Origin of the sequence: Kribbella sp. NPDC056861 (genome assembly GCF_040687575.1) — a bacterium.
Taxonomy (GTDB): Bacteria; Actinomycetota; Actinomycetes; order Propionibacteriales; family Kribbellaceae; genus Kribbella.
The window spans coordinates 635,919-655,156 of the sequence record NZ_JBFBNQ010000004.1; the positions used below are offsets into that span (position 1 = coordinate 635,919).

17 protein-coding genes are annotated in these 19,238 nt (G+C 69.0%); 5 read left to right on the forward strand and 12 right to left on the reverse strand.

The window, feature by feature from the left end; translation table 11 throughout:
• Window positions 1–89: 89 nt before the first annotated feature.
• The 6 genes from AB0P21_RS22565 to AB0P21_RS22590 form a co-directional block, all read right to left on the reverse strand.
• Window positions 90–1,235: a P-loop NTPase gene (locus AB0P21_RS22565; protein WP_363699098.1), complete on the reverse strand. Its 1,146-nt coding sequence runs from the start codon at window positions 1,233–1,235 to the stop codon at window positions 90–92.
• A gap of 78 nt (window positions 1,236–1,313) precedes the next feature.
• On the reverse strand, window positions 1,314–1,850 hold the full coding sequence (locus AB0P21_RS22570; protein WP_363699099.1) for a DUF1003 domain-containing protein: 537 nt from the start codon (window positions 1,848–1,850) through the stop codon (window positions 1,314–1,316).
• Window positions 1,837–3,105 carry a CBS domain-containing protein gene (locus AB0P21_RS22575; protein ID WP_363699100.1) on the reverse strand — a complete coding sequence of 423 codons (1,269 nt, stop codon included), beginning with the start codon at window positions 3,103–3,105 and terminating at the stop codon, window positions 1,837–1,839. The genes AB0P21_RS22570 and AB0P21_RS22575 overlap by 14 nt, the downstream gene beginning before the upstream one ends.
• A gap of 61 nt (window positions 3,106–3,166) precedes the next feature.
• Window positions 3,167–3,694 carry a hypothetical protein gene (locus AB0P21_RS22580; protein ID WP_363699101.1) on the reverse strand — a complete coding sequence of 176 codons (528 nt, stop codon included), beginning with the start codon at window positions 3,692–3,694 and terminating at the stop codon, window positions 3,167–3,169.
• Between the two features lie 12 nt (window positions 3,695–3,706).
• Complete coding sequence (locus AB0P21_RS22585; RefSeq protein WP_363699102.1) at window positions 3,707–4,516, reverse strand: hypothetical protein; 810 nt, start codon at window positions 4,514–4,516, stop codon at window positions 3,707–3,709.
• Entirely contained in the window at window positions 4,506–5,462 is a 957-nt protein-coding gene (locus tag AB0P21_RS22590) for a LuxR C-terminal-related transcriptional regulator (RefSeq protein WP_363699103.1), read from the reverse strand. Before AB0P21_RS22590 ends, AB0P21_RS22585 begins: the two co-directional genes overlap by 11 nt.
• A gap of 150 nt (window positions 5,463–5,612) precedes the next feature.
• On the opposite strand from AB0P21_RS22590, the gene AB0P21_RS22595 reads away from it, so the two are divergent.
• Window positions 5,613–6,587 carry a CoA ester lyase gene (locus AB0P21_RS22595; RefSeq protein WP_363699104.1) on the forward strand — a complete coding sequence of 325 codons (975 nt, stop codon included), beginning with the start codon at window positions 5,613–5,615 and terminating at the stop codon, window positions 6,585–6,587.
• Between the two features lie 60 nt (window positions 6,588–6,647).
• Here the strand turns inward: AB0P21_RS22595 and AB0P21_RS22600 are convergent, their stop codons facing one another.
• Window positions 6,648–7,316 (reverse strand): peptidylprolyl isomerase, encoded by a 669-nt coding sequence (locus AB0P21_RS22600; RefSeq protein ID WP_363699105.1) that lies wholly within the window; start codon window positions 7,314–7,316, stop codon window positions 6,648–6,650.
• Between the two features lie 170 nt (window positions 7,317–7,486).
• Between AB0P21_RS22600 and AB0P21_RS22605 the strand changes: the two genes are divergently transcribed.
• Window positions 7,487–9,055, forward strand: a complete 1,569-nt coding sequence (locus AB0P21_RS22605) for a serine/threonine-protein kinase (protein WP_363699106.1) — start codon at window positions 7,487–7,489, stop codon at window positions 9,053–9,055.
• A 162-nt stretch (window positions 9,056–9,217) separates the two neighbouring features.
• Entirely contained in the window at window positions 9,218–10,408 is a 1,191-nt protein-coding gene (locus AB0P21_RS22610; RefSeq protein WP_363699107.1) for an acyl-CoA dehydrogenase family protein, read from the forward strand.
• On the opposite strand, the gene AB0P21_RS22615 is transcribed toward AB0P21_RS22610, so the two are convergent.
• Together AB0P21_RS22615 and AB0P21_RS22620 are read right to left on the reverse strand one after the other, a co-directional pair.
• Window positions 10,405–11,430, reverse strand: a complete 1,026-nt coding sequence (locus AB0P21_RS22615) for a winged helix-turn-helix domain-containing protein (protein ID WP_363699108.1) — start codon at window positions 11,428–11,430, stop codon at window positions 10,405–10,407. The genes AB0P21_RS22610 and AB0P21_RS22615 overlap by 4 nt on opposite strands.
• A gap of 230 nt (window positions 11,431–11,660) precedes the next feature.
• Window positions 11,661–12,767 (reverse strand): magnesium and cobalt transport protein CorA, encoded by a 1,107-nt coding sequence (locus AB0P21_RS22620; protein ID WP_363699109.1) that lies wholly within the window; start codon window positions 12,765–12,767, stop codon window positions 11,661–11,663.
• A gap of 75 nt (window positions 12,768–12,842) precedes the next feature.
• On the opposite strand from AB0P21_RS22620, the gene AB0P21_RS22625 reads away from it, so the two are divergent.
• Complete coding sequence (locus AB0P21_RS22625; RefSeq protein WP_363699110.1) at window positions 12,843–13,361, forward strand: general stress protein; 519 nt, start codon at window positions 12,843–12,845, stop codon at window positions 13,359–13,361.
• Here AB0P21_RS22625 and AB0P21_RS22630 read toward each other — a convergent pair.
• Window positions 13,358–14,368, reverse strand: a complete 1,011-nt coding sequence (locus tag AB0P21_RS22630; protein WP_363699111.1) for a transcriptional regulator — start codon at window positions 14,366–14,368, stop codon at window positions 13,358–13,360. The genes AB0P21_RS22625 and AB0P21_RS22630 overlap by 4 nt on opposite strands.
• 177 nt (window positions 14,369–14,545) lie before the next feature.
• Between AB0P21_RS22630 and AB0P21_RS22635 the strand changes: the two genes are divergently transcribed.
• On the forward strand, window positions 14,546–15,049 hold the full coding sequence (locus AB0P21_RS22635) for a MaoC family dehydratase (RefSeq protein ID WP_363699112.1): 504 nt from the start codon (window positions 14,546–14,548) through the stop codon (window positions 15,047–15,049).
• Window positions 15,050–15,077: 28 nt separating this feature from the next.
• Here the strand turns inward: AB0P21_RS22635 and AB0P21_RS22640 are convergent, their stop codons facing one another.
• Entirely contained in the window at window positions 15,078–17,357 is a 2,280-nt protein-coding gene (locus AB0P21_RS22640) for a hypothetical protein (RefSeq protein ID WP_363699113.1), read from the reverse strand.
• Between the two features lie 63 nt (window positions 17,358–17,420).
• Complete coding sequence (locus AB0P21_RS22645; protein ID WP_363699114.1) at window positions 17,421–19,235, reverse strand: xylan 1,4-beta-xylosidase; 1,815 nt, start codon at window positions 19,233–19,235, stop codon at window positions 17,421–17,423.
• Window positions 19,236–19,238 lie beyond the last annotated feature (3 nt).

The following is a 19,238-nucleotide window of genomic DNA, read 5'->3' on the forward strand; positions in this document are numbered from 1 at the left end:
CCGTCTTCTCGTCTGTTCGAACTACTGACGAGAAGCACTCAAATCTGTGCCCTTGGGGCACAGTCAAACCGGGCTACCCAAGGTGGCGGTTACCGACCAGCGGGCGACAACCCCAGCTGACGACCGAGCAACCCACGAGGCTTGCCGCCCAGCCGATCAGCGATCTGACCAAGCACCATCGCGGCCGGTGTCTCCGGATCAGCCTTCACCAGCGGCTCCCCGATATCCCCACCCGACCGCAACCGCTCATCCAGCGGAACCTCACCCAGCAACGGGATCTCGTACCCCAACCGCTTGGACAAGGTCGCCGCAACCCGCGCCCCGCCGCCCGAGCCGAAGATCTCGATCCGGTGCGAAGGCCCGCAGTGCGGGCAGGGCAGGAAGGACATGTTCTCGATCACGCCGGCCACCCGCTGGTGGACCATCTGCGCCATCGTGCCGGCCCGCTCGGCCACCTCGGCGGCGGCCTCCTGCGGGGTGGTGACCACGATGACCTCGGCGCTGGTCAGCCGCTGGCCGACCGAGATCGCGATGTCGCCGGTGCCGGGCGGCAGGTCGAGCAGGAGGACGTCGAGGTCGCCCCAGTAGACGTCGGCGAGCATCTGCACCAGGGCACGGTCCAGGATCGGGCCGCGCCAGGCGACCACCTGGTCGCGCTTGGGCTTCAGCATGCCGATCGAGATCACCTTCACGCCGTGCGCGGGCACCGGCATGATCATGTCGTCCACAGCGGTCGGCCGCTCGTCGGCGACACCGAACATCGCGGGGATCGAGTGGCCGTAGATGTCGGCATCCAGGACGCCGACCGACAACCCCTTGGCCGCCATCGCGACCGCCAAGTTCACCGTCACCGACGACTTGCCGACGCCGCCCTTGCCGGACGCGATCGCGAACACCTTGGTCAGCGAGTCGGCCCGGGCGAACGGGATCTCCTTCTCCGCCACGCCGCCGCGCAACTGCGTCTGCAGGGCCGCGCGCTGCTCGGCGGACATCACGCCGAGCTCGATCTCCACCCCGGTGACGCCTTCGAGGGCGCTGACGGCCGCATTGGTGTCGCGGCGCAGGGTGTCCTTCATCGGGCAGCCCGCGACGGTCAGCAGGATCTTCACCGCGACCACACCGTCGGTCCGCACCACGACGGATTCGACCATGCCCAGTTCGGTGATCGGTTTCTTGATCTCGGGGTCAATCACGCCACCGAGTGCGACGGTCACCTGATCTGCAGTTGGGGCCATGTCACCAGGCTACGTGCTGGGCACCAGCCGCCCGACCCCAGTCCACTGTGACGTCCACCCTGCAAGGCAAGGCTTACCTCAGACCCGGTCGTCCTCGCGATCCTTGAGCTCCAGGTCGGCCAGCAGCGAGCGCAGTTCGGACCGCAGGAAGTCACGGGTGGCGACCTCGCCGACCGACATCCGCAGCGCGGCCATCTCGCGGGCCAGGAACTCCATGTCGGCCCGGGTCCGCGCGTCCACGTCGCGATCGCGCTCGTACTGGACCCGGTCCCGGGCCTCCTGCCGGTTCTGCGCGAGCAGGATCAGCGGCGCCGCGTAGGACGCCTGCAGGCTCAACGCCAACGTCAGAAAGATGAACGGGTACTGGTCCCAGCGCATCTGCTCCGGCGCGAAAATGTTCCACAGCACCCAGAACACGATCGTGGCGGTCATGTAGACCAGGAACTGCCCGGTGCCGAGGAACCGCGCGATCCGCTCCGACAGCCGGCCGAACGCGTCCGCGTCGTATGCGCGGCGGCGCACGATCGTCCGGCGCAGCTCGCGCGGGATGTCCAGCCGCGCAGGGGTCGATCGGGTCAGCCGGCGGTCGTCGCTGCTGCGGTCATCGCGGGGCATGGCCGTCCGCCTCTCGCTGATTGGGTTCGCGCCAGTCGTCGGGGAGCAGATGGTCCAGTACGTCGTCGACGGTGACCGCGCCGAGCAGCCGGCCCTCTTCGTCCAGCACGGGTGCCGCGACCAGGTTGTAGGTGGCGAGGTACTTGCTGACCGCATGCAGGCTGTCGTCCGGCCGGAGCCCGTCGAGGTCGGTGTCGAGGACCCCGGAGACCAGCGCGGACGGCGGTTCGCGCAGCAACCGTTGGATATGGCCGATACCGATGAAGCGACCGGTCGGGGTCTCCAGCGGCGGCCGGCAGACATAGATCATCGCGGCCAGTGCCGGGCTCAGCTCGGCGTTGCGGACGTGCGCCAAAGCATCGGCCACCGTGGCATCGGCAGGCAGGATCACCGGCTCCGACGTCATCAGCCCACCAGCGGTCCGCTCCTCGTAGGTGAGCAGCCGGCGGACGTCCTCGGCCTCGTCGGGCTCCATCAACGTCAGCAGCGCCTCGGCCGTCTCGGTCGGCAGTTCGGCGATCAGGTCGGCCGCGTCGTCGGGCGACATCTCCTCGAGCACGTCCGCGGCCCGCTCGGTGTCCAGGCCGGCCAGGATCTCCACCTGGACGTCCTCCGGCAGCTCCTCCAGTACGTCGGCCAGCCGCTCGTCGTCCAGCGCGGCGGCGATCTCCTTGCGCCGCTTCGGCGACAACTCGTGCAGCACACCGGCCAGGTCGGCCGGCTTCATCGACTCGAAGGCGGCCAGGATGTGCGTCGCGCCCTGCCCCTCCTCGACCTGCGCGAAGCCGCTCACCTCGGCCCAGTCGAGCACGTGGGACTGCCCCCGGCGCCGCCGGAACCGTTTCCCGCCCTCGGTGACGGCCACCTTCGAGAGCACCCAGTCGCGGGTCCGCCACTGCTCCATCGCCAGGTCGAACACGGTCGCCTCGGTGCCGGACTCGCGGATCGTCACCGTCCGGTCCAGCAGCTCGCCGATCACCAGCACCTCGGTACTGCGCTGCTCGAACCGGCGCATGTTCACCAGCCCGGTGGTGATCACGTGGCCGACGTCCACCGAGGTGACCCGGGTCATCGGCAGGAAGATCCGGCGCCGGGTGAACACCTCGACCACCAGCCCGAGCACCCGCGGCGGCTGCGTCCCCTGCCGGAGCATGACGATGACGTCACGGACCTTGCCGACCTGGTCCCCGTTCGGGTCGTACACGGGAAGACCAGCCAGCCGGGCCACGTAGACGCGCGAAGGAGGGCCGCTCATAACTCGAAGGCTAATGCCCCCAGCAGCCTCTCCCCGCCCGGGACATGGCCCGGGACATGACTCAGGTGAGCTTCGGCCTGCGTTTGGACCGCCGGTGCAGCGTGATCGGCCGCTTGCCGCGGGTGGTGGCAGGACTCCCGACAGGAGTCCCTAGTCGCAGGCTGCCGTCGAATCGCCCGACAGCCTCGGTGATCTCACCAGTGGGCTCCAGTACGAGCAGGTCGGCCTCTACCCGCCACCGGTCGAGCTGAGTGTCCAGCCCTTCCGCGTTGAGCCGCTCAGTACGCAGTACGAGCGCGGCAGCCGTCCACTCCTCGCTACCAGGCTCCAGCCGCCGAACAGTGGCCTTCCACCCCGCCAAACGGTTGGTAGCAGGCTTAGCCGGTACTACGACCTCAGCGGACCCCGCCTCAGCCAGCCCCGGCAGCGGCTGCTCGGCACTCCCCGCCCGATCAGCCAGTACGACGTACGCCCCGTCCACTGTGGCGAACCAGGCCGGTGCGGGCCGGCCGCCGTTCCAGGACAACCAGACGAGCCCGGCCTTCTTCATCACCCCGGCGATCTCCGCAACAGCCTCGTCAGTCGTCACCTGGACAGGGTGTCACAGGTCGCGCATGGCGGCCTGGACTCCAGCCTGGAAGCGAGTGTGCGCGCCCAGGTCCTGCAGCATCGCCGCAAGCTTGCGCTGAGCCGTTCGCGGGCTGACGCCGAGCTCCTTGGCAATCGCCTGGTCCGAGAGCCCCGACAGCAGCAGCGATGTCAGCAGCCGTGCCTCCGCCTGCTCATCGGGCACTGCGGGCAGCGAGCGCTCCCACAGCCGCTCGAAGAGCTGCTTGTAGGCGTCGAGCAGTCCACACGGCTGCAGGATGACTGCCCGGTCCTCCTCCAGCAGTACCAGCGCCAGGCGGTCGTCGAGCAGATAGAGCTCCAGTGGCAGCACAGGCACCACCCGGGCATCCGCAGGAGGATCAGCTGGCACTGCCGCGGCCTCATAGATGGTCCGGCACTGAGCCAGCAGCTCCACAGGAGGTTGCGGCGATCGAATCAACCGGCGGACCTCGGACCGAGCCGCCTGCTGGATCTGGACGATCCGCTGCCGCACAGCCGCCGCCCCGCCCACGTACTCGAGCAGAGTCGGCGTCGGCCGGGTCAAATGATTGCGGTAGGCAACTTTCAGGGCGGAGATGTGCTCGCGGGCTTCCCGCAGGCTTCGCTCCCGGTTTGCCAGCAGCACCTCCAGCGCGATGTCCGGGGCCACCGCGACGTGGCGGCCGCCGATCAGTGTCGCCAGACCCTTCTCCACCAGCGCGGCCAGCACGTCGTCGGCCGCCACTGGCTCCCGCCCGACCAGAGCCCGGTACGCCGACTGCTCGGCCGGTGTCAGCCCGAGCACGGAGAGGTCATCCTTCATGGGGTTCCAGCCATCCGCGCAGTACGGCCTCGTAGCCGGCCTGGAACCTGGTGTCGGCTCCCAGCCGCTGACGCATCCGGTCGATCCGGGCACGCACACTGCGCTCGGTCCAGCCCAGCTGCACGGCAGTCTCGCTGTCGGTGAGGCCTGACATCAGCAGGGCCAGCAGGTCCCGCTCTTGGTCGGTAGGACCATCGGCGCTCCCCGTCTGCCCGGCGTACGTCGCCAGGGGGATCGCCCGGCTCCAGAGTTGCTCGAAGAGCACCTGCAAGGCGGCTACCAGCGTCGGGTCGTGGATCAGCAGCCCAGCGGAGTACTCGGTGGCGCTGATGTCGATCGGGACGAACGCCATCGGCCCGTCGGTCAGCAGCAGCTTCAGCGGTACGTCGCCGACCCTGGCCTGCTCGCCGTCGTTGACCCCGCTGACCCGGGCCGCGAGCCGCCCCGGCCGGTCCACCGAGCGGGTGCGGTCGTAGAGGATCCGGATGCCGACCTCCGCCGTCAGCTGCTCCAGCTCCTCCTGGTCCACCCGGGTCGGGTCGGTCATGAACGGGGGAGCATCCGAGAAGCACACCTCGGCCTTGGCGCTGCGGATCAGCCGCTCGATCCCGGCGGCGATCGCCGCCTCGCCGCGGAGTACCTCGATCAGCTCGGGCGGCTCGGCCCGCGCGGTACCGGTGTGGAACTGGGTGGCGAGCAGCACTGTCTCCTGCCGCGCCTTGGCCAGCTCGAGCTCCTGGTCCCGGACCAGCAGCTCCAGGGCGACGTCCGGCGGGAGCACCAGGTAGCGCGGTGGCTCGGAGGGCATCAGGGTGATCAGGCCGAGCTCGACCAGCCGCCGAGCGGCCGCCGGGTCACTCAGCTCGGCCTCGGTCACCGGCCGCCGCGACACCAGATCTTCATAGAGGTCCTGCTCGGCGCGAGTCAGACCAAGAGGCTCCAGCACACCACCATCCTCACCCACGGCCGGGTCGTTCGGTCGCGGTGACTCCCGCCACATCGCCGACTGGCGTGAGCGATGTCACCGGCCGCGGCGCCGCCAGTTCGCCGTACGCTGCGAGTGACTGACGGGTAACCGCGACCTTAGGATGCTGCGATGGCTGACGAGACCACCACCGGCAAGGCCCTCCGGAGCAGGCGTTCGTGCCTGGCGACCCCCGGGTCCAACCCGCGGTTCCTGGAGAAGGCCAAGGGGCTGGACGCCGACCAGGTGTTCCTCGACCTGGAGGACTCGGTCGCGCCGATCGCCAAGGTGGACGCGCGCAAGAACATCGTCGCCGCGCTGAACGAGGGCGGCTGGGGCGGCAAGACCCGGGTGGTCCGGGTGAACGACTGGACCACCCAGTGGACCTACGCCGACGTGATCGAGGTGGTCGGCGGGGCCGGCGCCAACCTGGACTGCATCATGCTGCCGAAGGTGCAGACCGCCGAGCAGGTGGTCGCGCTCGACCTGCTGCTGACCCAACTGGAGAAGGTGCACGGGCTGGAGCAGGGCCGGCTCGGGATCGAGGCGCAGATCGAGAACGCGCTCGGCCTGACCAACGTGAACGCGATCGCGGCCGCCTCGCCGCGGGTCGAGACGATCATCTTCGGCCCGGCCGACTTCATGGCCTCGATCAACATGAAGTCGCTGGTGGTGGGGGAGCAGCCGCCCGGCTACGACGTCGGCGACGCGTACCACTACATCCTGATGCAGATCCTGATGGCGGCCCGCGCCTACGGCAAGCAGGCGATCGACGGCCCGTACCTGCAGATCAAGGAGGTCGACGGCTTCCGCCGGGTGGCCGGCCGGTCGGCGGCGCTCGGCTTCGACGGCAAGTGGGTGCTGCACCCCGACCAGATCGCCGCCGCGAACGAGGTCTACTCGCCGCGGCAGGAGGACTACGACCACTCCGAGAACATCCTGGACGCCTACGACCACTTCACCTCGGCCGCCGGCGGCGCCCGCGGCGCGGTGATGCTCGGCGACGAGATGATCGACGAGGCGTCCCGCAAGATGGCGCTCGTCATCTCCGCCAAGGGCCGCGCGGCCAACATGACCCGGACGAACGTCTGGAAGCCGGAGAGCTGAGCCGGACGCCACCCCGAGGCCGGCCCGGAGTCGGGCCGGCCGGGGCGTCAGAACCGGGGATCAGCCCAGCGTCAGCACCTTGAGGATGCGGATCGGCCGGACCGGCGGGCCGTCCAGGTCGGGGTCGGCGATACCGGCCTTGACCATCCGGTCGAAGGTGGACATCCCGTAGATCACGTGCCCGAGCACGGTGTAGTCCGGCGGGATGTTGGCGAACGAGTGCACCACGAAGAACTCACTGCCGTTGGTCCCCGGCCCCTGGTTGCCCATGGCAACGGTTCCGCGCGGGTAGGTCTCCTTGCCGGTCACCTCGTCGGGGAACTTGTACCCCGGTCCGCCCTCCTCCTGGCGGTAGATGTCACCGCACTGCAGGACGCCGAGCCGGGCCGAGTTGGTCAGCCGGAAGCACTGGGTCCAGTCGTAGAACCGGCTCTTGGTCAGGTGCACGAAGTTCGACACCCCGCACGGCGCGTTGGCGCGGTCCATCCGGACCACGAACGGCCCGTAGTTGGTCACGAAGTACACGTCGACGGTGCCCTTCGCGAGCGCCGTCGCCTTCGGCACGGTGACCGGTTTGGCGGCCGGGTTCTCCGGGGTCGGCGTGAACTCGCACCGCACGGTCGGCGGTCGGTGTCCAGCCGGTACGGCGGGCGCCGCGCCCGCGCTGGTCGAGGTGAGGGTCGCGGCGGCGAGGCCTGCGGCAACCACGAAACAGAGTCTGCGCAACATGCTCGTCAACCTAGTCCTGACATGACAGCGCTGTCACTGGAAAGCGCGGCGTCGTGGGCCGAACGTTCGGTCCAGGTCAAAGGTTGGCCGGGTGTTCCGCCACGACTCGCTCTCACCGGAGCGGACGCCTAGGGTAGGGCGGCGATACGGCTGACAGTGAGGTGTTGGGTGTGAACGGCGAGGTACTCGCGGGGCGCTATCGGTTGCTGACCCCCTTGGGGAACGGCGGCGCGGGCGAGGTGTGGCGGGCCGAGGACGCGGTCCTGGCCCGGCAGGTGGCGGTGAAACTGCTGCGCCGGCTGGACGGCGATCAGATGGACGCCCTCGACCGGTTCCGCACCGAGGCCCAGGCGGCCGCTCGGCTGACCCATCCGAACGTGGTCGCGACGTACGACGTCGGTACCGCGAACGGCCAGGTGTTCCTGGTGATGGAGCTCGTCAACGGCCCCGACCTGGCCCAGTTGCTGCGCACCAAGGGGCTGCCGCCGGACCGGTTCGTCGCCGACATCGCGTCGCAGGGCGCCCGCGCGCTGGACGCGGCCCACGCGGCCGGGATCGTGCACCGCGACGTCAAGCCGGGCAACCTGCTGCTGGCACCCGACGGCACGCTCAAGATGACCGACTTCGGCATCGCCCAGGCCACTGGCGTCGACGGCGCCACCGGGCCGGTGCTGCTCGGCACTGCGGCCTACGTCTCCCCGGAGCAGGTCCGCGGCGAGCGCGCGACGCCCGCCAGCGACTGGTACGCCCTTGGCTGCGTTCTGTACGAGTTGCTCGAAGGCACCACCCCCTTCGTCGGCCCGGACGTCATGGACGTCATGCACCAGCACCTCGACGCCGCACCGCTTCCCGTACGCCGTACTGAGGGTGCCCCGGGTCTCGACGCCCTGGTCATGCAGTTGCTCTCCAAGGACCCGGCCGCGCGCCCGTCCTCGGCCGTTGGGGTCAGCAGCTACCTGAACTCACCCGCGCCACAAGCCCCGGATAGCAGCAGCACCCGCGTGTTGCTGCTTCCCCCTGCAGCAGTAAGCGATATCAAGCCGGAGGCAATTGTCGCCGGCAATGCTGCGGCTGCGGCCAGCATTCTTCCTGCCAGGGCGTTCCGGGACGACGAGCACGTGGTGGCGCCGAAGCGGCGGTTCCCGTTTGCCAAGACGCTGGTGGGGGTCGGCGTGGTGCTGGCCGGCGTGCTGATCGCCGGGCTACTGCGGGAAGGCGTCAAGCCCGAGCCGACCGCGCAGGGCCCGGCGCCGGTGGTGACGCCGTCCGCCAGCGTGAAGCCGGTCTCCAAGCCCAAGCCGACTCCTACGCCGACCAAGACGCCCAGCAAGAAGCCGACGCCGAAGAAGACCCCCAGCAAGAAGCCGTCGGCGCCGCAGAACGGTACGGCGGCCTCGCTGCGGTCGCTGGCGAAGCTGGTGCGGGAGCACAAGCAGGAGCACGCCGAGCGGACGGTTCGCGAGGCGGCCAAGGATCTGGAGCAGGCGGCGAAGGCCTCCGACGAGGGTGACGCAGGGCAGGCCTGGCGGCAGTACCAGCAGGCCAGGCAGCGGTTGCTGATCGCCCAGCAGCAGGGGCGGTGGCAGTCGACTCCGCAGATCTCGGCAATGTTCGCGGGGGTCGGTGCCAAGCTGCAGGCCGATCTCGCCGCCGGTGACGGCGACGGCAACGACGAGGGCGACGGCGAGGACGGCGACACCAACGGCGACAACAACGGCAACGGCTGGAACCGCAACTAGTTGAGAAGCGGCTGTGGCCACCGGCGCAACGGCGGACGGGCGTGAGTCAGGCGACGGTGTCGGCGTGGCCGGTGTCACAGCGGGTGTCGGGTGCGACCGCGATGCTGGGAGCCGCGATACTCACGGGTAAGTAGCCGTGGGCCGACGGAAGGAGCGCCGCTGATGAGCAGGTTGCAGCAGACCGAGGGACTCACCGACATCCAGGAAGAGATCCTGAAGACGGTCCGGGCCTTCGTCGAGTCCGAGATCCTGCCGGTCGCCACCGAGCTGGAGCACAAGGACGAGTACCCGACGAAGATCGTCGAGGGGCTCAAGGAGCTCGGTCTGTTCGGGCTGATGATCCCCGAGGAGTACGGCGGGCTGGGCGAGTCGCTGCTCACCTACGCGCTCTGCGTCGAGGAGATCGCCCGCGGCTGGATGAGCGTCTCCGGCATCATCAACACGCACTTCATCGTCGCCTACATGCTGCTGCAGCACGGCACCGACGAGCAGAAGCAGAAGTACCTGCCCCGGATGGCCACCGGCGACGTCCGCGGCGCCTTCTCGATGTCCGAGCCGGGGTGCGGCTCCGACGTCGCCGCGATCAAGACCAAGGCCGTCAAGGACGGTGACAGCTACACCGTCAACGGCCAGAAGATGTGGCTGACCAACGGCGGCTCGTCCAACCTGGTCGCGGTGCTGGTCAAGACCGACGAGGGGTCCGACTCGGTCTACAAGAACATGACCACCTTCCTGGTCGAGAAGGAGCCGGGCTTCGGCGAGGTCGACCAGGGCCTGACCGTGCCGGGCAAGATCGAGAAGATGGGTTACAAGGGCGTCGACACCACTGAGCTGATCTTCGACGGCTACCGGATCGGGGCCGACCAGATCCTCGGCGGCGTACCGGGCAAGGGTTTCTACCAGATGATGGACGGCGTCGAGGTCGGCCGGGTGAACGTGGCCGCCCGCGGCTGCGGCGTGGCCCGGCGCGCGTTCGAGCTCGGCATCTCCTACGCCCAGCAGCGCGAGACGTTCGGCAAGAAGATCGCCGAGCACCAGGCCGTGTTGTTCCGGCTGGCCGACATGGCGGTCAAGGTCGAGGCCGCGCACGAGCTGATGGTGAAGGCGGCCCGGAAGAAGGACGCCGGGTCCCGCAACGACTTCGAGGCCGGCGTCGCGAAGTACCTGGCCAGTGAGTACTGCTCACAGGTGGTCGAGGACTCGTTCCGGATCCACGGCGGCTACGGGTTCTCCAAGGAGTACGAGATCGAGCGGCTGTACCGCGAGGCGCCGATGCTGCTGATCGGCGAGGGCACGGCCGACATCCAGCGGATGATCATCGGCCGCCGCCTCCTGGAGGACTACAAGCTCTAGCTGGCCGCTGCCGCCGTCCGGCCGATCGGACGGAGGCTGCCGGAGCCGTGGCCGGACAGCAGCCAGATCCCGAGCTGGGTGACCTCGTGCCGCACGGACGCGCCGGCCCGCCGGGTGGTGATCAGCCCTGCCTCGCGCAGCACGGTCGCCTGGTGGCTGGCCGCGGCGGGGGAGATCTTGCAGCGGCGCGCCAGCTCGGTCGTCGTACACCCGGACACAGTTGCCTCCAGGGCCGCGGCCCGGGTGGAGCCGAGCAGCGAGCCGAGCACGTCCGACGCCTCGGTGGTGTCGACCGACGACGAGCGCAGGATGCCGGGCGCGTGCTGGATCGGGTAGACCAGGATCGGCTTCAGTCCCGGGTCGCGCAGCTTGGTCGGCACCTGCCAGCAGAAGGCTGATGGCTGCAGCTCGATGCCACGGCCGTCCAGGTAGAGGTCGCGGTCGTTCATGTCCAGTACCTGCAGCACCGGCGCCACCCAGCGAACTCGTGGGTGCAGCGTCGACAGCAGCCGGTCCACGCCGTGCTGGGCCAGCGCCTCGCCGCGATGGGCGTGGTCGGCCGAGACGTGGGTGCCGATCGACTTCCAGTACGGCGCGATCGCGGCATCGTGGTACGACCTGATCGCCCGGCCGAGCCGGTTCAGCGAGCCGCGGTCGCCCTGGGCCAGCTCGCGGGTCCACGGCGAGACCGGCCGGTACTTGCTCAGCAACTCCAGTTGGCTGCGGAGCTGCGGCTGCGGCGTCGAGAGCATCATCTCCAGCCCGGTCTCGAAGTCCGGCGCGGACTCGGCCGGGGTGAGGAAGTCCGGCGAGTAGCCCTTCGGTGGGGTCAGCTCGAGCAGCAGCCGCATCTGGTCCGGCGACACCTTGGTCCGGACCGAGCGGCGCCAGTCCTCGAAGATCAGCCGGCCGTCGGACTGCTGCAGCATGTGCAGGCTGAGCAGGATCTCCCACGACGGCGCCGGTTTGGTCGAAACGGTCGTTCGCGCGAGATCGCGTGGAGTGAAGTGAATGCGAAGCACAGAAGCCCTCCCAGATCCTCGGCGCACGACATCCCCCGATGCCGTCGGTCGCACAATGTGGCGGATCGCTGACCGAACGCGACAGGCCGATTGAATCAGGTCCGTTCTAGACCACACAACCGGTTAGGTCACACTGCGCCCGGGCAGTGGCGGCCATGGCAAGAGGTTGCCAGCTGACCACTGAGGCGGTATTGGCGGTCACTGAGTGACATCCAGGGGCCGGGACGGTGTCAGAGCCACCGGTTCCGCTTGAACAAGAGGTACAAAACGCTGCACGCGGTCAGCATCAGGGCCAGTACCGCGTAGTACCCGTACTTCCAGGTGGTCTCGGGCATGTTGTCGAAGTTCATCCCGTAGACGCCGGCGATCAGGGTCGGGACGGCGAGGATCGCCACCCAGGCCGAGATCCGGCGCATGTCGTCGTTCTCCGAGACCTGCACCTGGGCCAGCCCGGCCTGCAGGATCGAGCTGAGCAGCTCGTCGAAGGACACCACCTGCTCCTTCACCCGCAGCAGGTGGTCGTCGACGTCGCGGAAGTAGTTGCGGATGTCGTCGCCGATCAGCGGATGCCGCAGCGTCGACAGCGCGCGCATCGGCCCGGTCAGCGGAGCTACAGCTCGCTTCAACTCCAGCACTTCCCGCTTGAGCTGGTAGACCCGGTCGATGTTGCGCCAGCCACGCGGGCTGAACATCTCGATCTCGATCAGGTCGATATCGGCCTGTACTGCGTCCGCCACCGCCAGGTAGCTGTCCACCACATGGTCGGCGATCGCGTGCAGCACTCCACCCGGGCCGGCCGCCAGTCGCTCGGGCTCGGTTTCCAGGTGCTGCCGCAGACCGGTCAGCTCGCCGTGGTCGCCGTGCCGGACGGTGATCACGAAGCCGGGACCGCAGAACACCATCACCTCACCGGACTCCACCACCTCGCTGGTGGCGGTCAGGTCGCCGTGCGGGACGTACCGGACGGTCTTCAGGACGGCGAACAGCGTCTCGCCGTATCGCTCCAGTTTCGGCCGCTGGTGGGCCTCGGCGGCATCCTCCAGCGCCAGCTTGTGCAGCCCGAACTCGCTGCCGATCACGGCCAGCTGGTGGACGCTGGGCTCGAACAGGCCGATCCAGACGAAGCCGTCGCCGCGTCTGGCCCGGGTGAGCGCGTCGACGTACGAGCCGGAGCGGTGGTCGCGGCGGCCGTCGCGGTAGTAGGCCCAGTCGATCAGGGCGCCGTCCAGCTTGCCGCTGCCGACCAGATCCAGCGGTGCGGGATCGCCCGGGGGACGCCTCGCGAAGACACGTCCTACCCGGCGTGTCGCGCTCAAGTCCCACCTTCGCCCGGTCATCGACGCGAGGCTATCAATGTGCCGTCACCAGCCGTCGGCAATGATGGAGTTGGAAGCAAGCGGAGAGGAACGACGATGACCACGCAGGGCATGGGTTCGATAGACCCCCGGCCGACCGGCCTGACGATCGGGACCTACGACACCTACCGGGAGGCGCAGCGAGCGGTCGACTACCTCTCGGACGAGAAGTTCCCGGTCGAGCACACCACCATCGTCGGCAACAACCTGCGTCAGGTGGAGAAGATCACCGGCCGGCTGACCTGGGGCCGGGCGATCACCGCGGGCCTGGCCAGCGGCGCCTGGTTCGGTCTGTTCGTGGGGGTGCTGCTCGGGTTGTTCACCAGCGCCGACGGCGGTTGGCTGGCCGCCCTGATCACCGGCGTGGTGCTGGGCGCGATCTTCGGGATGGCGTTCGCAGCGATCGGCTACGCGCAGTCGGCCGGCCGTCGCGACTTCACCTCGCGCACCGCGGTGGTGGCGACGACGTACGACGTACTGTGCGACTTCAAGTTCGCTGAAGAGGCCCGCAACCACCTGGCCAAGCTGGCCCTCAAGGGCGAGGTTGCCCCGCGCCTCCCGGAGCAGTCGAACTAGGCGCGAGGCTGGGCGGCGTCCCCCGACCAGGGGTCGGTGCCCTCCAGCAGTGCGTGTCCCAAGGTGGTCGCCCGGTGGATCACCGACTTTCCCTGCCGCTGCGACACGATCAGCCCCGCGTCCCGCAGTACTGCGGTCTGGTGGCTGGCCGTTGCGAGGGTGATGTCGCAGGACCGCGCGAGCTGGGTCGTGCTCGAGCCGCCAACGGTCAGCGCGAGCACGGTCGCCCGGGTCCGGCCGACCAGGGCGGCGAGCTGCTCCTGGGTGTCAACGCCCGACCGTTCCTTGTGGGTCAGCCCGGTGGCGTGCTTGATCGGGAACACGAGCACCGGCGGTAGCTCGCCGTCCGCCAGCTTCGTCGGCGCCTGCCAGCAGAAGTACGACGGCTGCAGCCGCAGGCCGCGGCCGTTCAGCTTCATCTCGTCGTCGGGGAAGGCCGCGATCTCCAGCACCTGGCCCTGCCACCGTGCCTGCGGGTGGATGCCCTCCAGCATCGACGCGACGCCACCAGTGGTCAGCTGCTGCATCCGATGCCGGGTATCCGCCTGTACTGCGGCCCGCAGCGACGGCCAGTACGCCGCCAGCGCCTGGTGATGGTAGACGCGGACCGAGTGGCCGAGCCGGTGCAGGGTCTCCGGCCGCGCCTCGGAGAGCTGCCGCACCCAAGTGGCCGCAGTACGCCGGGCGGACAACCGGGAGAGGTCGGCACGGACCTGCTGACGCGGCGCCGACAGCATCAGGTCGACAGCGTCACCGAACTCGCTGGACCGGGCGGTCGGCGTCAGGAAGTCGGGGGAGTAGCCCACCGGCGGGGCGAGCGCGGCCAGCGGTCCCACGGTCTCCCGCGGCAGCCGCCGGCGCATGCGCTGCCGCCAGGCGCCGTACGCCAGCGGGCCGTCCTCGACCTGCAGCATGTGCAGGCTGAGCAGCACCTCCCACAGCGGGTCCGGCTCGGCGGCGATCGTCGTACGGGCGAAATCCTCGGCGGTGAAGTGAATCCGCAGCATGACTGTCCTTCCCACTCCCGATCCACGCTGGACCGGGCCCAGTGACCCCAGGGCACCAGGGAAACAGCCGCCCCTTACCGATCGCTCACCTCCGGGTGACGTTTCTCTCCAGGTCCCTCCGCGGGGGTCGATCTAGGGCAGCATTGGAGCCGGGAGAGGTCACCGGAAGGAGCAGGTATGCAGTTCGGCCGCAGTTACGAGGAGTTCGAGATCGGTGCCGTCTACAAGCACTGGCCCGGCAAGACGGTCACCGAGTCCGACGACCACCTGTTCTGCCTGCTCACCATGAACCACCACCCGCTGCACCTGGACCTCAACTACGCCGAACAGACCACCCAGTTCGGCAAGAACGTTGTGGTTGGCAACTACATCTACTCGATCCTGCTCGGCATGTCGGTGCCGGACGTGAGCGGCAAGGCGATCGCCAATCTTGAGGTCGAGTCGCTGCGGCACATCGCCCCGACCTTCCACGGCGACACCATCTACGGCGAGACCGTCGTACTGGACAAGTGGGAGTCCAAGTCCAAGGACGACCGCGGTGTGGTCTACGTGGAGACCAAGGGCTACAAGCAGGACGGCACCGTCGTCTGCCTGTTCAAACGCAAGGTGATGGTCCCGAAGAACTCCTATCTGGAGGCACGCGGCGGCGACCAGCCGGGCCGGCCGACCCCGACAGCATGACCCGCCCGGTCTCGAACCTCGACCAGCCCTAGCGGCGGTCGACTCGTTTCAACGCGTACGGCGCCGCGGTGGCCTCGCTGACTGTGAAGTAGCCGGAGCCATCCGCGGCGTACTCGATGGATTCGCCCTGGCCCTCGGACGTGTCGGTGAGGTCGACCCGCGTCCCGGTCAGGGCGGATTCGAACGAGCCGCCGGGCGTGCCGCGGTACTCGTAGACCTTGCGGTAGGTGCGGACCAGGAAACGGTTCGAGGCCGGGTGGATCGAGGCCGCGGTCAGCTGGGCATAGTTGATGTCGCCGGCCAGCGTCGGGAGGGTCAGGGTCGCGACCTTGGTCAGCAGGCTGGAGGTGCCCGGCGCCGGTAGCGGGTTGGGGAACTTGTAGACGTCGCTGATCCCCGACTCGGCCTTGGTGATCACGTAGATGTCGCCGGTGACCGGATGCACCAGCAGGGCCTCTGCGTTCTTGGGGCCGCCGGGCATCGTGTACGGGAAGTAGTCGCCGGTCAGGGTGCCGCTGGTCTCGCCGGCGGCCAGGTCGGGCTCCTTGACCCGGACGACCGAGCTGGTGCCGTTGGGCTTGGGGATGTCGCGGGCGGTGCCGATGTCACCGGCGAAGAAACAGGTGCCGGCCGGGCACGGTCCGGTCGCGATGTCCTCCCAGTCGAAGACGTTCGGGATGGTGACGGTGTACTTGCCGACCACCTGGGCCGTGCCGGTGTTGACCGCGACCATGGTCTGGCGGTCCTTCTCGCTGTGCAGGTACTGCACGTTGGGGTTGATCCGGCTGGCCGCCAGACCCGACGGCTGGTAGAGCACGGACTGCGCGATCGCGGTGTTCTTGCTGCCGTCCGGGTTGAGCCCGTCCCACAGGTTGCCGACCGTCACCGGCGCCGAGGCGTAGGTGTCGGCCACCTGGACGGCAGCGGCCGGGCGAAGCGTGACGGCCTGGGTCAGGTTGCTGGCTGCCACTGCGGAGCTGCCGGTCCACACAGGCTGGTCACCGGCCAAGCCGAGCTGGCTGACGGCGACGTTGTATCCGATACCGGTCGATGACGACGCGAGACAGCCGTCCAGTACTTCGGTGAAGCCCGGCGGCGGAGTCACCGACGAGGCGGGGCAAGGATTCGCCGTGGTCACCTGCGTGCCGAACCACACGCCGTACTCGCCGTCGACCGCTGTGGTCAGGAACGGCAGGGTGAAGGTCGCCGACGACGAGTTGTACTGCCCGTCGCGATCGTCCACCGGCCGGGCGGTGTCGACCCCGCTGAACGCGGAGAGGCTGCCCGACAGGTAGAGCGCCGTGCTGAAGCCGAACGAGTAGCTGGCCGGCTCGGAGCTGGTGGCGACCCGGCTGAAGATCCAGTTGTGCAGCGAGTACGACGTCTGCTTCTCGTTCACCAGCGTCCAGCCTGCCGGTGCGGTGATCGTCGCGGTGACGCTGTTGCGGTTCGTGACCCGGGCCAGCAGGACGTCACCGGCGACCGTGCCGGCGGGCTTGGTCAGCGCCAGCGAGGTCACGTTGTTGGCATTCGCCGACGTGGTGGCGCGATGCGCGATCGGCGCGCCCGCCGGGCGGAGTGCGAGCGACTGGGTGATGTTGGTGTTGGCGAACGGCGAGCTGCCCGTCCAGGCCGGTTGTGCGAGCGGCGTGCCCAGCTGGCTGTACGCCGCGTCGTACAGGAGGCCGTTGGCGGGGGAGATCAGGCAGTCCTCCCGCGCCTCGGTGAAGCCGGCCGGCTGCGTGATGCCTGGACTCGGGCAAGCGCTGCCGCTCCAGAGCTGGACGCCGAACCACACCGCCAGAGCGTTCCCGCTCGCGACGGTCACCGGCTTCCCGGTGAAGGTCCCGGTGTTGCCGTTCACCAGGGCGTCGATGGTGTCGACCGGCCGAAGGTTGTCGACGCCGCTGAAGGCCGAGATCGTGCCCGCCATCCGGTACGCCGCGCTGAGCGTGAACGTGTACGACGCGGGCTCGGCCGCACCGGCGACGCGGGTGAAGACCCAGGACTTCAACAGCCCGGCGCTGGCCTTCACGTTCGCCTGCGTCCAGCCGGCCGGCGGCGTCAAGGTGGTGGCCACGTTGTCCCGGTTGGCGACCTGCGCGACCAGCACGTCACCGGCCACCGTGCCGGCCGGCTTGGCCAGTGCCAGCGACGTACCGGGAGTGGTGATCCCGCCCGACGTCGTACTGCGGTGGGCGATGCCCGGGGCCGCCTGAACGGAGGCCGAGGCACCGGACTGCGGGACCACCAGACCGGAGGCCGTCAACGCCAGCGCAAGGAACATCTTCAGTGACCGGGGCAGCATGGAGTTATCTCACCACAACTTTCTGCTACCCAGGCCGGTGAACAGGTTCCGGTTCTCAGATATTCACCGGCCGGCCGGTCGCCATTCCAGCAGCACCGCGGACGGCATCAGCAGGCTGATCGTCACCGTGGAGTTTTCGGACTGCACCGACTCGGTTGTCAGCGCGCTCCGTTCCGCGAGCGCCGCCCACTCCTCGGCGCGCGGCCAGTCGCCGATCCCGAGCTCGGTGGCGACCTCGACCAGGTCACCGCTACCGGCCGCGAGGGTGGTTGCCGTGACCTCCCAACCCGGATCGACGCCGGGCACCGCGACGGTGACCGTCCGCGCGAGCTCAGGCGCGCCGTCCGCCTTCGACTGATCCAGCGTCAGGTTCCACACCAGTACGGCGACCCGGTCGCGGTCGCGCGACGCCCACGCCTCCACCAGACTCCCGCCGCCGTCGCCCTCGAAGGCGATCGGCAGCTCGACCGGCCCGAGCCGACTCAGCAGTGACATCGCGTGGAAGCGTGGTTTCGCCAACCCGCCAACGGTTTGCAGCCCGAACCCACCGTGCAGCAACCGCGGCGGACGGCCGAGCTCCTCGAAGTGGTCCGACGCAACCCAGTAGGCGAGCGCGTCCACCCGCCCGGCCGCCGACCGCATCCCGCGCAGCAGGAACACCCCGGAGAACACCGAGTCGTTGATCGGGTTGAAGTGCCTCGGCGTCACACCCCACTCGGTCCACAGGATCCGCGCCGCGCTGAACCCATGTCGATCCAGCGACGCCTGCACGTCGAGCGGCGGACTCCCATAGGTGTGCGTCGTCACGAAGTCCACCGGCGACCCGGTCGAGGCGGCGTGCGCGAGCAGATCGTCCACCCATCCGGCCGCTGCCGACGACGGCCCACCGACGGCCAGCCGCTCGTCCACCGACTTCACGGCGGCCGCGCTCACGTCGTACAGGTGCATCCACTCGGCCTTGGTGCCGGACCAGAACACCTCGAGGTTCGCCTCGTTCCAGACCTCGAAGTCCCAGCCCAGGACTTCGTCCAGCCCGTACCGCTCGACCAGATGCGCGACCAGTTCGCGCACCAGGTCGTGCCACCGCTCGTACGACTTCGGCGGCGAGATGATCGCGCCGTACTCGAAGACCGTCTTCGTCGGATCAGCGGCGAGGTCGCGGGGCATGAACCCCAACTCGACCACCGGCCGCAATCCGAGCCCGAGCAGCTTGTCGTAGATCGCGTCGACCACACCGAAGTCGTACGCCGGTACGCCGTCCACCTCGGTGTAGACCCGAGTGTCGTCATGAAAGATCGCATGCGCCCGCACGGTCCGGACACCAATCTCGTCACGCATCCGACGCAACGCCTGCTCCAGCTCGGCGCCGATCTCGCGACCGCCGGTCAGGTCCTTGCAGAGCAGCTGACTGAGCCGCTCACTGCCCACCATCGGTACCCACGGCCGGGGCAGATCGGTGCCCTCGGCAAGAGCATCCACGGTCAGCCGGACAGCAGGAACGTTGCCGTCATCAACCAACGGCGTCGCCTCCACCGACGCGCCCGGCCGCCCGTGCACGGTCACCTCGGGCACACTAGCCACCGCATACCTGTACGTCGTACCGGCGGTGCAGGTCGTGTCGACGTACGGCGGCGCGGGCACCGACAAGATGTCGCCGCTGTGATGGTCCACCGGCTCGAGCGACGAGTCGTCCAGTCCGCGCAGGATCACATAGCCGACGGCACCCGCCACCGGCGACCAGTCCACCGTCACCTGCCCGACCCCGCCCACCGCCGTCACGCTCGTGGGCGGGTCCAGGTCAGGCAGCTCGACCGCGCGGGTCTCGTCGCTGCGGAGGGCGATCCGCTCGTCCCAGTCAGCTTTCGCGTTGCTCTGCATACT